Here is a 12976-nt window from a genome sequence, read left to right as displayed (position 1 = left end):
GAGGACAGTGACTGAAGGCCGCCGCCGATGACGGAGGTAAGGGCAGACATGGCACCGTACGAATCCGAGGACACGTTGGCCGACGAGGCCGACGACATGCGCGCGGGCCGGCGCAAGGCCGCGCGGTACGTCGTCCCGGTCGCGGTCGTGGGGGTGGCGGCGGCGACGATCGGGCTCGTCCCGGCCCTCGCCGACTCCGGCGACCCCGACCTGCCGAAGATCACCGCGCAGCAACTCGTCGAGAAGATCGCCAAGTCGGACACCCAGCAGCTGTCCGGCACGGTGAAGATCAGCACCGATCTGGGGCTGCCCGACCTGGGCGGCCTGGCGGACAGCTTCGCCCCGGGGGCGGCCGGCAAGGGCGGAGACTCCTCCGCCGACCCGTCGTCCAAGCTCATGGAGCTGGCCTCCGGCACGCACACCCTGCGCGTCGCGGCCGACGGCCCGGACCGGGGCAAGGTGTCGCTGCTGGACAAGGCGGCCGAGTACAGCGTCATCCACAACGGCGCGGACGTCTGGGCCTACGACAGCAAGTCGAACGAGGTGTACCACTCGACGGCCCCCGAGGGCTCGCCGAAGTCCGAGGCGCCGAAGGACGTCCCGGCCACCCCCCAGGAGCTGGCCGAGGAGGCCCTGAAGGCGGTCGACGACACGACGTCGGTGACCGTCGACGGCACCGCGCAGGTCGCGGGCCGGGACGCCTACCGGCTGGTCGTCAAGCCGAAGCAGTCCGGTTCCACGGTCGGCGCGATCACCGTCGCCGTGGACGCGAAGACCGGGACGCCGCTGAAGTTCACACTCACTCCGGCGAGCGGCGGCGCGGCCGTCGTGGACGCAGGCTTCACCAAGGTCGACTTCGCCCGGCCGGCCGCGTCGACCTTCGACTTCACCCCGCCGAAGGGGGCGAAGGTCACCGAGGACGACACCGCCTCCAAGACGCCGAAGTCCCTGCCGAAGTCCTCCCCGAAGTCCGGCGAGGACCTTCCCGGGGGAGTCGGCGGCCCGAAGACGATCGGTGAGGGCTGGACCGCCATCGTCCGGTTCGACACGGGCGGGGAGGGCCTGCCGTCGCAGTCCTCCGGGAACAGCGACGTCTCCGGGTTCCTGAACTCGCTCGGCGACCGCGTCAGCGGCAAGTTCGGCTCGGGCACCGTCTTCTCGACCCGCCTGGTCAACGCGCTGATCACGGACGACGGCCAGGTGTACGCCGGTGCCGTCACCAAGGACGCGCTGGTGAAGGCGGCCGGCGCCGCGAAGTAGGTCCGCGCGCGGGCCGGCGACCGACGAAGCGAGGGAACGCATGGAGGAACTGTCCGCCGCGGAGCCCGATCGGGTGGACACGGTGATCGCCACTCGCGCGCTCACCAAGCGCTACCGCGGCGGACAGCTCGCCGTCGACGGCCTGGACCTGGCCGTCCCGGCGGGCAGCGTCTTCGGCTTCCTCGGACCGAACGGCTCGGGGAAGACCACCACCATCCGCATGCTGATGGGCCTGATCGAGCCGACGTCGGGCACGGCGCGCGTGCTGGGGCAGCCGATGCCCCGGGCCGCGCGCGCCGTGCTCCCGCACGTCGGAGCCCTCATCGAGGGACCCGCCCTGTACGGATTCCTCTCCGGGCGCGACAACCTCCTGCGGTACGACGCCGCCGACCCGACCGCCGACCCGCGCACCCGGCGGACCCGCGTCGCCGCCGCCCTCGACCGGGTCGGGCTCAACGCCGCCGCGGGCAAGAAGGCGAAGGCGTACTCGCTGGGCATGAAGCAGCGGCTGGGGCTCGCCGCCGCCCTCCTGCAGCCGCGGCGGCTGCTCGTCCTCGACGAGCCGACCAACGGCCTCGACCCGCAGGGCATGCGCGAGATCCGTGCACTGGTCAGGGAGTTGGCGTCCGACGGGGCCACCGTCTTCCTCTCCTCCCACCTGCTCGACGAGATCGAGCAGGTGTGCACGCACGCGGCCGTCATGGCGCGGGGCCGGCTCCTCACCCAGGGCCCGGTGGCGGAGCTGGCCGCGGGCGCGCGGGGGCGTCTCGTCGTGACCACGCCGGACACCGGTGAGGCGGCGCGGGTGCTGAAGGAACAGGGGCTCGCGGATGTCGTGGTGACCGAGACGCGGGTCGGTGCGGAGCCGCCCGACCGTGAACTGGCCGAAATCAACGCCGCGTTGGTCACCGCGGGCGTACGAGTGCGCGGCTTCGGAGTGGAACGGGCTTCGCTGGAGGACGCGTTCGTGGCGCTGACCGGGGAGGGCTTCGATGTCGCGGGCTGAGGTACCGGCCGCCGAGGGTGCCGCCCGCACCGTACGCAGGCCCCGTCCGCTGTGGACGCTCGGGCTGTTCCGCAGCGAGCTGGTCACCACCTTCCGGCGCTGGCGGACGATCGCGCTGCTGGCCGTGCTCGCCGCCGTACCCGTCCTCATCGGTGTCGCCATCAGGATCGAGACCGGCGACGGCTCGGCGGCGGGCGGCGGGGGCGGCGAAGGACCGGCGTTCATCTCGCAGATCACCAACAACGGGCTGTTCCTGGTGTTCACGGCCCTGGCGGCGACCCTCCCCTTCTTCCTGCCGATGGCGATCGGCGTCGTCGCGGGCGATGCCCTCGCCGGCGAGGCGAACGCGGGCACCCTGCGCTATCTGCTCGTCGCCCCCGCGGGCCGTACCCGCCTGCTGCTCACCAAGTACGCCACGGTGCTCACGTTCTGCCTGGTCGCGACGCTGGTGGTGGCGGTCTCCGCGCTGGCGGCGGGCGCCCTGCTGTTCCCACTCGGGGAGCTGACGACGATCTCGGGGACCCGTATCGGCCTCGCCGAGGGATTCGGCCGGGCCCTGCTCATCGCGCTGGCCGTCGCCGCCTCACTGATCGGGGTGGCGGCGCTCGGCCTGTTCGTCTCGACGCTGACCAACAGCGGTATCGCGGCGATGGCGACGACGGTCGGCCTCCTCATCAGCGTCCAGATCCTCGACCAGATCCCGCAGCTCCACGCCCTGCAGCCGTACTTCTTCTCCCACTACTGGCTCTCCTTCGCCGACCTCATGCGCGAGCCGGTGTACTGGGACGACCTGATCCGCAATCTCGAACTGCAGGCCCTGTACGCGGCCGTGTTCGGGTCCGCGGCCTGGGCGCGGTTCACGGCGAAGGACATCTCGGCGTAGACCGGGGCCGGGTCGTCACACGCCCGCCTCCCGGCGGAGCTCGTAGGGGAAGCGGGCGAGCGGTGCCTCCCGAGCGAAGAACGTCTTCGCGCGGGCCAGCGCGACGGAGTCGTCCAGGACGTCACCCGGCTTGCTGCCGTTGCCGAGCAGCACCCCGCCGAAGCGCATGCCCATGTAGGCGGCCGAGTTGTGGAGCGTGCCGATCAGCGGGTCGGCCACCTCCTCCTCCGTGTGCGCCAGCGCCGTGACACCCCACAGGGTGCGCCCGGCGAGCGTCTGCTTGAAGTCGATGCCCGGCGTGCGCAGCCAGCCCGACCAGTGGTCGAGGTAGCGCTTGACGGGTGCGGAGAGGGAGTACCAGTACAGCGGCGAGGCGATCACGATGTCGGTCGCCGCGAGCGTGGCGTCGAGCAGCAGGCCCGCGGTGCCGTCGGTGGGCCGGACGTGGTCGGTGTCGTGCCGCAGGTCCTCGAACTCGGGGAGCCGGTGCTCGGTCAGGCTCAGCCAGCGCTGCTCCACGTCGGGGGGCAGTTGTTCGGCGGCCCGGCGGGCCAGCAGCTCCGTGTTGCCGTCGGTGCGGCTGCTGCCCAGGAGGAAGAGGAAGGAACGGGACATGGGGCGGCCCTCCGGATGCTCGGCGTACGACAATTACATGCGTGCGCAGTATATGCACGAGCAAGTAACTCTGTCAGGGGGCAGGGGCGGCGAGGGGGTGCGGCTCAGGGCCCCGGGTGGGTGAGAGGGGGCGGAGGCCCGGGTGAGCGGAGGCCGGCCCGGATCTCGGCGGCCTCGGCGACGGCGGCCAGCAGCGGCTCGGCGCCGTGCCGGGCCACCAGCTGAAGGCCGACCGGGCAGCCGTCGGGCCCGATGCCCGCAGGAAGGCTGGCAGCGGGGTGACCGCTGAGGTTGAATGCCCAGGTCAGAGCGGTGGAGTAGCGGTCACCCGGACCGGCGTGGCCATGCGGTGCGTTCGGTGTCGCCGGGGTCAGCAGCAGCTCCGCCCGCGCGAAGACCGCGGCGAGCCGCCGGTCGTTCTGCTCCCGGACCGTCCGCCCCGCCCCCGGAGCGGCCCCGGGCGTGCGCAGGGCCAGCCAGGCGGGACCGGGGTCCGCCAGCCGTACGTCCCCCGGAACCAGCCGCACGACACCGGCCCGGACGAGCCGCTCCACGGCGCCGTACGCGAGAGCCGCGAGGGCATCCGCCTCGGCGTCCCCTCCGGCGAAGCCGAGACCGGGGGACCAGACGGCGGCGAGGGGCGCCGGGTACGGGAGCGCACGGCTGCCCGGAACCGGCGCCGGACGGGATCCGGAGGACGGGGCCGAGGGAGGCCCTGCGGTGTGACCCGGAAGGGGGCCGGGTCGGGCGGCCGGGGTGCGGGGGCCGTCCGGATCCGGGCTCGGACGGGCGGGCGGCGGGCGGAAGTTGGCCGGATCCGGGCCATGGGGAGAGGGCGATGAGATCCCCGGGGCGGCACGCGTGACGGAGTCGGGGCGCATCGCCGCGGAGGGAAACCTGGCCGGATCCGCGCCCGGATGGTGCGACGGTGGCGAGTCCGCGCCGCGGGCCGGTGCGGCGGCCGAGGCGGAGCGGACCCCGGACCCGGTGCGGGCGGCGGCGTCGGACACGACCCGCCAGTACGCCGCCAGGTCGGACGCGTGCCGGGTGAGGACACCGGCCGCCGTCAGGCCCGTGCGGTCCGCGGACGGGAGGCGGCCGTTCGTGGTCTTGAGGCCGAAGACCCCGCACCAGGCGGCGGGGATGCGGACGGACCCGGCGCCGTCACTGCCGGTCGCCATCGGCACCACACCCGCGGCGACGGCCGCCGCGGACCCGGCCGACGAACCGCCCGGAGTCCGCTCCTGCCGCCAGGGATTGACGGTCCGCCCGTGCGCCCCGAGCCCCCAGGTCTGCCAGGCCGTGCCCGGACCCGGCACGGACGTCGCGCCCACCGGCACGCAGCCGGCGTGGACCAGAGCCGCCGCGGCGCGCAGCCCATGGCGTCCCTTCACCCCGATCGGCACGCCCGCGAGGACCGGCCGCTCGCCCGCGGCGACCCGCGCGTCCACCTCGCGGGCGCGGCGCAGCGCCTCCGCGTCCCACACCTCGGCGAACGCGCACAGCACAGGCTCCACGGCCCGGAGCCGCGCCAGGCAGGCGGTCACCACGTCGACGGCGCTGACCGCGCGTGCTCGTACGGCAGCGGCGATCTCCACGGCCGACAGGGTCTGGTACGCGTCAACTTCCATGTGCCGTCCCGGTTCTGCTCCGGCCCTGCGGTGCCCGGCAGCCCCCGCGGGGCCGTCCCCGGCGGCGGTCGCGATGCGTGGTGCGTGCGGCGGTCAGCGGGGGCCGCGTCTCCCGGACGGCAGGGCCGCCCCGGTCAGCCGCGCCAGCCGCTCGCACTCGCGCGGAGGCTCCCCGAGGTCGCCCACCCGCCAGGCGGGCACCCACGGCACGTGGTAGACGTCGATCGTCGTCTCGATCGCCTTGACGTGCTGGGCCAGTTGACGCGGAAGCCGGCCGGGCGCGTCGGCGACCAGGACGACGGCGTCGAGGTCGAGGCCCGGTGGTACGTCCCCGCGCCGTAGGGTCTCCAGGGTGTGCGAGACGGACTCCAGCCCGGTGGCGTGCGTACGCGCCACCAGGAGCAGCGAACCCGGCTCGCCCTGGTCGGGCCGCGGCCAGTTGCGGCCCGCGTCGTGGCCGCCGAAGACCGTGGCGAGGGTGGTGGCACCCGCGCCGCCGTGGGTGGCCACCCAGGCGAACCGGCGTGCGGTGGCGACTCCTTGGGCCGGTTGCGGCTGTTCCTGGTCCGGTCCGGTGACCGGACCGCGTATCCACACCTCCGGGCCCTGCGGCCCCTGCCCTGCGGTCCCCTGCATCGCCGTTCCCCTCCGTCGTCGTCCGTCGGTCCGCCCGGCTCCCCGGGGGCGGGGGCGCGGGTTCCTGGGACGAGCCTGTGACGCCCTGGTGACCCAGGAAACGGGAGTGAGCCGGGAGACTCAACCACAGGTGCGCGATCGGGCCTCGACGGGCCGGGTCCGACCGGCCGGGCCCACGTGATGATCTCCCGGGGGGATCACCGGCGGCGACCGGTTCCCGGCGGCCGACAACCGCACACCGGCGGCCGGCGTCCATGTCGGTCGGAGGGCCGCGGCGGGGGGACGGGGGTTCCTCGCCGGCCGGGCCGAATCGCGAGTGCAGAGGGGGGCGTTGATGCGTACGAACGGGGGACCGGCCGCGGACGCGGGTGTGCCGGGTTCGTCCGTCGCCCGGACGGGCCCACGGGCCGACGTCTTTTTGAAACTGGTGCGTTCGGGTACGGGCAAGCCGAGGCGCGTGGCGGAGGTGACGTCGGCGGAGGCAGCGGCCCCGCCGTCCGCGCTCTCGCCCGCCCCGTCTGCCACCCCTTCCTCCACTGACCGACCCGAGTGAGGGAACCGATGTCTCGATTCAGCCGCGATCAGAAGCGGGAACCCAGGCGGGGGCGGCAGGCGCCCGCCGCCTCGGCACCGGGGGCGAGGTCGGGGTCGGGCGTGACGCCGATCGAGGTCCGCGTGCGGGCCCGCGGCGGCGCCGCCGCGTCCGGCGACGGGGGCGCGCTGCCCGGCGGTGCCGCGGTGGCGACGGTCGGCGGCATGCCGGTCGTCACGAGCCCCGGCGAGGTCGTCCAGGACGCCGTCCTGAACTACCTCCACCGCATCGCCCTCGCCACGGGCCACCCCGTCCTCGCCATGGTCCACGACGAGAGCATCGGCTACGTGGTCCCGCTGCAGGTGTACGTCGACGGCTCCAGCGAGTACGCGGGCAACCCGGTCCGCGTGGGCCCGGCCCCCACGACCAGGCCGAGCGCCCCCGACCCGGCCCCCACAGCCGTGCCGAGCGCCCCCGGACCGGCTCCGACGGCCAGGCCGAGCACGCCCGAGCCGGTCCCGGCGCCGGGGCTGAACGCTCACGAGCGGGACCGGACGGCCATGCCGAGCGCCCCCGGACCGACGCCGACGGCCAGGCCGAACAGGCCCGAGCCGGTCCCGGCGCCGAGCACGCCCGACCCGGCCCCCATGGCTTTGCCGAGCGCCCCCGGGCCCGCTCCGGCTCCGCAGACCACGCCGTCCCCGGGCCCCGCGCCCACCGGGATCCACGTCCCCACGTCGCACCGCCCTGGGACGGGGGCGTCCGTGCCGGGCCACGGCCCCGCTCCCGTGACGAAGCCCGCCGTCGCACCGGGATCCGCACCCTCGGTCTCCGCCGTGCCCGTCGGCGAGGCGTCGTCCGCGCGGGACGCGGGTCCGGCGCCGACGGACCGGCCCGCCGGCCCCCTCCACGCCCGGGCCCCGGAGCCCGCGCCGCACCCCACCGCCCCCGCGGCATCGGCACCGAGCGCAGACCCCGCACCCGGCGTCGGGCCCCGCTCGAACCCCGCACCCGCATCCGAGCCGGGCCCTCGCCCCGTCCGCCCGCACGGTCCCGCATCCGACGCCGCCCCGCCCTCGCCGCCCGTCCGGGACAAGGCGACCCACCAGCTGCGCGCGCTTCCCGAGCCGGTGCCGGGTCCGCTCGCCCAGGGCACCCCGGCGGCCGGGTCGGTACCGGTTCCGCAGCCGTCGGACCCCTCCGCACCGGGCACCGCGGCCCCGGAGTCCCCGGCCCCCGGCGCGAACTCCCTCATACCGCCCGCGCCCGCCGCCCCCGGGCAGGACACCGCGGCGCCGGACGCGCGGCCGGCCCCCGTCGAGGGTGTCGCGAACGTGCCGACCTTTCCGCTGAGGGCCGTGCCGGAGCCGGAGCCGCCGGCTCCCGGTGCCGACGGCACCGTGGCCACGTACGTCCTGCGGGCGGTCCCGGAGTCCGCGGCGGACTCCGTCGGGACGCCCGGTCCGGCCCGGCCCCGGGCGGAGGCCACCGCCGGTCCCGGCGTGGAGCCTCCCGGCCCCGCCCGGCCGGCGCCCGAGCCGTCCGCCGAGGACCGGCCGGCACCCGGCACGGTCTCCGCGCCGACGGGCGAGTTCGGCCCGGCCACCGGCCCCGAGTCCCCGGCCCCCTGGGAGCAGCCCCGCCCGGCCGGGGCGGACGGCGGCGCCGATCCGGCCCCCCTCACCCCCTTCGAGCGCGAGGACGAGCCCTATTCCGCACCCGAGTGGAAGGTGATCCCCTCCTCCGGGCTCATCCCGATGGTCGAGACGGAGACGGAATCCGAACCCCTGCCCGCCCCCGAGTGGAACGCGACCCCGACCCGAGGGGGCAACCCGGCACCCGCCCGCGACACCGCCCCGGCCCGCCTGCCGGAGCTGGGACCGGAGCCCGAACCCGACCCGAAGCCCACGCCCGCCCGGGGATTCGACGCCGTGGCCGAAGCGGTGCTGGCGCCGGACGGGGAAGCGGGCGCGCCGGACGCGGTGCCCTCGCCGTTCGCCGAGCCCGTGGCGCGGATCAACGAGGCCGTGAAGCAGGGCCGGATCGAGGATGCGGCGGGCCTGGCCGAGCGCACGGTGGCGGAGGCGTCGGCGACCTGGGGCCCCGAGCACCCCGAGGTGCTGAAGCTGCGCGAACTGACGTCGTACATCGCCTACTTGGCGGGGGACCCGCTCAGGTCGTTCCACCTGTCCCTGGACCTGGCGCGGCTGCGCAGGCGGCACGGCGACCCGGGTGCCGCGTACGGGAACGTGCAGAGCGCCGCCGCGGCCTGGCGCGCCGTCCGCGACCCGCTGCAGGGCCTGCACCTCGGCCGCGACCTGATCGGCGTCTGGACGGAGCTCACGGCCGACGAGGGCCCCGCCGCGGACGACCTGGAGCAGCTGGAGAGCGCCCGCACGCGCATGGGCCGCCTCGCGGAGCGCGCCCGCTCCCTGTCGGACAACCCGTACACCCGCAACCCGCAGCCCCCGGCCCGGTGAGCCCGTACGGTCCGGTCCGGCCGTCCCGCGCGGCGACCGGCGGCGCCGCACGGTGAAGCGCGGGCACGGGCCCGACGGCCCGCGCCCGCGCTCGTCACACCCTCGCCGGCGGGTGCCTAGGCCGACAGCCCCCAGACGGCGTACGCCAGGGCGTCCGCGTTGCGGTTCAGCGCCGTGTCGTTGATGTTGGACGAGGTGTCGCAGGACGAGTGGTAGCAGGCGTCGAACGCCCGGCCCGCCGTGCCGCCCCACTTCGTCGCCTGTGCGCTGGTCTTGATGTAGTCGGCGCCGCTGAACAGGCCGCCGACGGGAATGCCCGCGTTCTTGAAGGGCGCGTGGTCCGAGCGGCCGTCGCCCTCGGTCTCGATCTCCGTGGGGACGCCGATCCCCGTGAAGTAGGTCTTGAAGGTCTTCTCGATCGCGGGGTCGTCGTCGTAGACGAAGTACCCCGGGTTCGGTGAGCCGATCATGTCGAAGTTCAGGTAGCCGCTGATCCTCGAACGGTTCGTGGTGGAGAGGCTGTTGACGTAGTAGCGCGAGCCGACCATGCCCAGTTCCTCGGCGCCCCACCAGGCGAACCGGAGATGCTTCGTGGGCTGGTAGTTCGTACGGGCCACGGTGAGCGCCGCCTCCAGCACGGCCGCCGAGCCGGAGCCGTTGTCGTTGATGCCGGGGCCCGCCGTGACGCTGTCGAGGTGCGACCCGGCCATGACGACCCGGCCGGTGTCGCCGCCGGGCCAGTCGGCGATCAGGTTGTAGCCGGTACGGCCGCCGGAGGTGAACTGCTGGACGGTGGTGGTGAATCCGGCGGCGTCCAGCTTGGCCTTGACGTAGTCGAGCGAGGCCTTGTAGCCGGCGCGGCCGTGCGCGCGGTTGCCGCCGTTGGCGGTGGCGATGGACTGGAGCTGGGAGAGGTGGGCCTTGACGTTGGCCACGGGGATGTCGGGCGCGGCGGCCGCTGCCACGGGGGCGGGGGCCGCCCCGGCTATGGATCCGCCGACGAGCAGCGTGGCGACGGCGACGACCGAGGCCGCCGAGGCACGCCCAGGAATGGAGAGCTTCATGTGGGGGGCTCCGAATTCCAGGGAAATCCGACGGAGCCGCCACGAGGGGTGCGTGGGGCGTCCGGGGACTCCACGGTGAATGGGGTGCCTGGATGGTGAAGCTGGGACTGACTTACCGTCAAGAGCGGTATTCGGTCAGGGGCGTTCGTATACCGGAGACTCCGCTCCGAGCGTGCGGTCGGCGTCCCCGGCGGCCTCGCCCCAGGCGACCGCTCCGCCCTGCTCGGCGGCCCCGGTGCGCGTTGCCGGGCCGGCGGTTCCGGCCGGAGCGGCGGTCCTGCGGGCCTGGATCTCGGCCCGAGCGCGCGCCGAGAGGCGCGCGGTCCGCAGCGCGTCGAAGGTGAGCAGCGACAGCGCGACCCAGACGAGTGCGAAGCCGGCCCACCGCTCGGGCGGCATGGCCTCGTGGAAGTACAGGATGCCCAGCAGGAACTGGAAGACGGGTGCCAGGTACTGGAGCAGCCCCAGTGTGGAGAGCGGTACCCGGATCGCGGCCGCGCCGAAGCAGACGAGGGGGATCGCGGTGACGACACCGGTCGACGCGAGGAGCACGGCGTGACCCGCGCCCTGCGTCGCGAAGGTCGAGTCGCCGTGGGCGCTCAGCCACGCCAGATAGGCGAGCGCGGGCAGGAACTGGATCGCCGTCTCCGCCGCCAGCGACTCGATGCCGCCGAGGTTGACCTTCTTCTTCACCAGTCCGTAGGTCCCGAAGGAGAAGGCGAGACAGAGCGAGATCCACGGCGGGCGGCCGTAGCCGATGGTCAGCACCAGCACCGCCGCGAGGGCGATGCCCACGGCGGCCCACTGCGCGGGCCGCATCCGCTCCTTGAGCACCAGGACGCCCAGCGCGATGGTGACCAGCGGGTTGATGAAGTAGCCGAGCGAGGCCTCCACCACGTGGCCGGCGTTCACCGACCAGATGTAGACGCCCCAGTTGACCGTGATGACCGTCGCGGCGACCGCGACCAGGCCCAGTCTGCGGGGCTGCCGCACCAGTTCGCCGAGCCAGGCCCAGCGCCGCATCACCAGCAGCGCGACCCCGACCACGGCGAGGGACCACACCATCCGGTGGGCCAGGATCTCGACCGCTCCGGCCGGCTTCAGCAGCGGCCAGAAGAGGGGGACGAGCCCCCACATGCCGTATGCCGCGAAACCGTTGAGCAGGCCTGTCCGCTGCTCGCTCTTCGACTGCCCGGCCACCGGCGCCTCCCTCGTGCACGGCTGCCTCCGTGCAGCCTCCCCGACGGTAGCGCCGGGCACCCGCCCCTGTCATGTCCGTATCGCCATACGGTCATGACAGGGTGGGCGGGGGGGGGGGGGGGGGGGGGGGGGGGGGGGGGGGCCCCCCCCCCCCCCCCCCCCCCCAGGCGGCGGGCCGGTGGTCCGTCGGCGCCGCGGCGGGGCGTCAGGCCTTCAGCGCCACCGCGATCGCGTCCGCGACCGGCGTGGTGGGGCGGCCGATCAGCCGCGCCAGGTCGCCGTTCGTCCCCGCGAGCAGCCCGCGGCCGACGGCCGCGTCCACGTCCACCAGGACCGCGGCGAAGGGCTCGGGCAGCCCGGCACCGGTGAGGATGCCCTGGTGCACCTCGGCGGGCACGTCGTCCTGGCCGATCTCCCGCCCGGTCTGCCGGCTCAGCTCGGCCGCGTACTCCGCGAAGCTCCAGGCGGTGTCGCCGCTGAGTTCGTACGCCGCGTTCTCGTGCCCCTCGCCGGTCAGCACGGCGACCGCCGCGGCCGCGTAGTCGGCGCGCGAGGCCGAGGCGACCCGGCCCTCGCCGGCGCTGTGCACGACGGCGCCGTGTGCCAGCACGGGGGCCAGGTTCTCGGTGTAGTTCTCGTGGTACCAGCCGTTGCGCAGGAAGGTGTGGGGCAGGCCGGAGCCGAGGATCGCCCGCTCGGTCTCCTTGTGCTCGTCCGCCAGCCGGAAGTCGGCGGCCGGGCCGCCCAGGACGCCGGTGTACGCCAGCAGCGCGACGCCGGCCGCCTTCGCCGCGTCGATCACGGCCCGGTGCTGGGCCACGCGCCGTCCGACCTCGCTGCCGGAGATCAGCAGCACCCGGTCGCCCGGGGCGAAGACGCCCGCGAGGGTCTCGGGGGCGTCGTAGTCGGCCACGCGCAGGTCGACGCCGCGGGCGGCCAGGTCGGCGGCCTTCTCCTTGTCGCGGACGACGGCGACGACCTCCGCGGCCGGCACCTTCTCCAGCAGACCGTCGATGACGAGACGGCCGAGGCGGCCGGTGGCTCCGGTGACGACGATGCTCATGAGGAAACAGCTCCTTGTGGGGTGGGTATGTCACTCACCATAGGAGCGGCGCTAACTTATTGAAAGTACCCACTTTGAAGTAAGGTACCGGCATGGCGGTAAGCAACCCCGGGGTCGGCAGCGAGGCGATGTGCCCCTACCGACTCGTCCTCGAACACGTCACCAGCCGCTGGGGCGTCCTCGTCCTGATCGCGCTGCGCGAGCGCCCGTACCGGTTCAGCGAGCTGCGCCGCGCCATCGGCCGCGTCAGCGAGAAGATGCTGACCCAGACACTGCAGACCCTGGAGCGCGACGGCCTGGTGCACCGGGACGCCAAGCCGGTGATCCCCCCGCGCGTCGACTACTCGCTCACCGAGCTGGGCCGGGAGGCCGCCGCGCAGGTGGCCGCCCTCGCCGGGTGGACCGAGCGCCGGATGGACGCGGTCCTGGAAGCCCGCGAGGCGTACGACGGGGCACGGGCGGCCCCGAACGGACGGGCCTGAGCGGCCACGTCCGAGAACCGGGCCCGGTCCGGGAACGGGCCCGGTCCGGGAACGCGGACGGCCCCGGCAACGAAGGCGGGCCCGGGAACACGGACGGGCCCGGACCTGATGGTCCGGGCCCGGT

Annotated in this window: 11 protein-coding genes; 5 read left to right on the top strand and 6 right to left on the bottom strand. The window is 74.8% G+C overall.

Translation table 11 applies throughout. The features are described 5' to 3' along the window. The first annotated feature begins 48 nt into the window (after positions 1-48). The 3 genes from ACZ4NT_RS26850 to ACZ4NT_RS26840 are packed head-to-tail and all read left to right on the top strand — an operon-like array spanning position 49 to position 3149. A complete protein-coding gene (locus tag ACZ4NT_RS26850; RefSeq protein ID WP_121405445.1) occupies positions 49-1260 on the top strand; it encodes an outer membrane lipoprotein carrier protein LolA in 1212 nt (403 codons plus the stop codon). A gap of 40 nt (positions 1261-1300) precedes the next feature. Continuing rightward, the gene (locus ACZ4NT_RS26845; protein WP_121405446.1) at positions 1301-2266 is read left to right on the top strand and encodes an ABC transporter ATP-binding protein; all 966 of its coding nucleotides are present in this window, start codon (positions 1301-1303) and stop codon (positions 2264-2266) included. Then, the gene (locus ACZ4NT_RS26840; protein ID WP_467728029.1) at positions 2253-3149 is read left to right on the top strand and encodes an ABC transporter permease; all 897 of its coding nucleotides are present in this window, start codon (positions 2253-2255) and stop codon (positions 3147-3149) included. Before ACZ4NT_RS26845 ends, ACZ4NT_RS26840 begins: the two co-directional genes overlap by 14 nt. Before the next feature lie 15 nt (positions 3150-3164). Here ACZ4NT_RS26840 and ACZ4NT_RS26835 read toward each other — a convergent pair whose 3' ends face one another. The 3 genes from ACZ4NT_RS26835 to ACZ4NT_RS26825 all read right to left on the bottom strand — a co-directional run bounded on the left by ACZ4NT_RS26835 (position 3165) and on the right by ACZ4NT_RS26825 (position 6031). Next, positions 3165-3764, bottom strand: coding sequence for an NAD(P)H-dependent oxidoreductase (locus ACZ4NT_RS26835; RefSeq protein ID WP_121405448.1), 600 nt, complete (start codon positions 3762-3764; stop codon positions 3165-3167). A 104-nt stretch (positions 3765-3868) separates the two neighbouring features. After that, the gene (locus ACZ4NT_RS26830; protein ID WP_467728026.1) at positions 3869-5395 is read right to left on the bottom strand and encodes an amidase family protein; all 1527 of its coding nucleotides are present in this window, start codon (positions 5393-5395) and stop codon (positions 3869-3871) included. Positions 5396-5488: 93 nt separating this feature from the next. Continuing rightward, entirely contained in the window at positions 5489-6031 is a 543-nt protein-coding gene (locus ACZ4NT_RS26825) for a DUF6668 family protein (protein ID WP_467728024.1), read from the bottom strand. 654 nt (positions 6032-6685) lie between these two features. Here ACZ4NT_RS26825 and ACZ4NT_RS26820 point away from each other — a divergent pair. Next, positions 6686-9043, top strand: coding sequence for a hypothetical protein (locus tag ACZ4NT_RS26820; protein WP_467728022.1), 2358 nt, complete (start codon positions 6686-6688; stop codon positions 9041-9043). A gap of 116 nt (positions 9044-9159) precedes the next feature. Here the strand turns inward: ACZ4NT_RS26820 and ACZ4NT_RS26815 are convergent, their stop codons facing one another. From ACZ4NT_RS26815 to ACZ4NT_RS26805, 3 genes are all read right to left on the bottom strand, one after another. After that, a complete protein-coding gene (locus tag ACZ4NT_RS26815; RefSeq protein WP_121405452.1) occupies positions 9160-10107 on the bottom strand; it encodes a M28 family metallopeptidase in 948 nt (315 codons plus the stop codon). A gap of 135 nt (positions 10108-10242) precedes the next feature. Beyond that, a complete protein-coding gene (rarD, locus tag ACZ4NT_RS26810; protein WP_467728019.1) occupies positions 10243-11307 on the bottom strand; it encodes an EamA family transporter RarD in 1065 nt (354 codons plus the stop codon). A gap of 205 nt (positions 11308-11512) precedes the next feature. Next, positions 11513-12370, bottom strand: a complete 858-nt coding sequence (locus ACZ4NT_RS26805; protein ID WP_467728017.1) for an NAD(P)H-binding protein — start codon at positions 12368-12370, stop codon at positions 11513-11515. A gap of 92 nt (positions 12371-12462) precedes the next feature. Between ACZ4NT_RS26805 and ACZ4NT_RS26800 the strand changes: the two genes are divergently transcribed. Further along, positions 12463-12852 (top strand): winged helix-turn-helix transcriptional regulator, encoded by a 390-nt coding sequence (locus ACZ4NT_RS26800; protein ID WP_467728015.1) that lies wholly within the window; start codon positions 12463-12465, stop codon positions 12850-12852. The last annotated feature ends 124 nt before the right edge of the window (positions 12853-12976 follow it).

Source organism: Streptomyces sp. NPDC026417, from assembly GCF_055567695.1.
This window is presented reverse-complemented; position numbering and strand designations above follow the sequence as displayed.

Bases quoted from the DNA above. Each gene is read 5' to 3' on its own strand.
- ACZ4NT_RS26850 (WP_121405445.1), top strand. From the start codon at position 49: ATGGCACCGTACGAATCCGAGGACACGTTGGCCGACGAGGCCGACGAC.
- ACZ4NT_RS26845 (WP_121405446.1), top strand. From the start codon at position 1,301: ATGGAGGAACTGTCCGCCGCGGAGCCCGATCGGGTGGACACGGTGATC.
- ACZ4NT_RS26840 (WP_467728029.1), top strand. From the start codon at position 2,253: ATGTCGCGGGCTGAGGTACCGGCCGCCGAGGGTGCCGCCCGCACCGTA.
- ACZ4NT_RS26835 (WP_121405448.1), bottom strand. From the start codon at position 3,764: ATGTCCCGTTCCTTCCTCTTCCTCCTGGGCAGCAGCCGCACCGACGGC.
- ACZ4NT_RS26830 (WP_467728026.1), bottom strand. From the start codon at position 5,395: ATGGAAGTTGACGCGTACCAGACCCTGTCGGCCGTGGAGATCGCCGCT.
- ACZ4NT_RS26825 (WP_467728024.1), bottom strand. From the start codon at position 6,031: ATGCAGGGGACCGCAGGGCAGGGGCCGCAGGGCCCGGAGGTGTGGATA.
- ACZ4NT_RS26815 (WP_121405452.1), bottom strand. From the start codon at position 10,107: ATGAAGCTCTCCATTCCTGGGCGTGCCTCGGCGGCCTCGGTCGTCGCC.
- ACZ4NT_RS26805 (WP_467728017.1), bottom strand. From the start codon at position 12,370: ATGAGCATCGTCGTCACCGGAGCCACCGGCCGCCTCGGCCGTCTCGTC.
- ACZ4NT_RS26800 (WP_467728015.1), top strand. From the start codon at position 12,463: ATGGCGGTAAGCAACCCCGGGGTCGGCAGCGAGGCGATGTGCCCCTAC.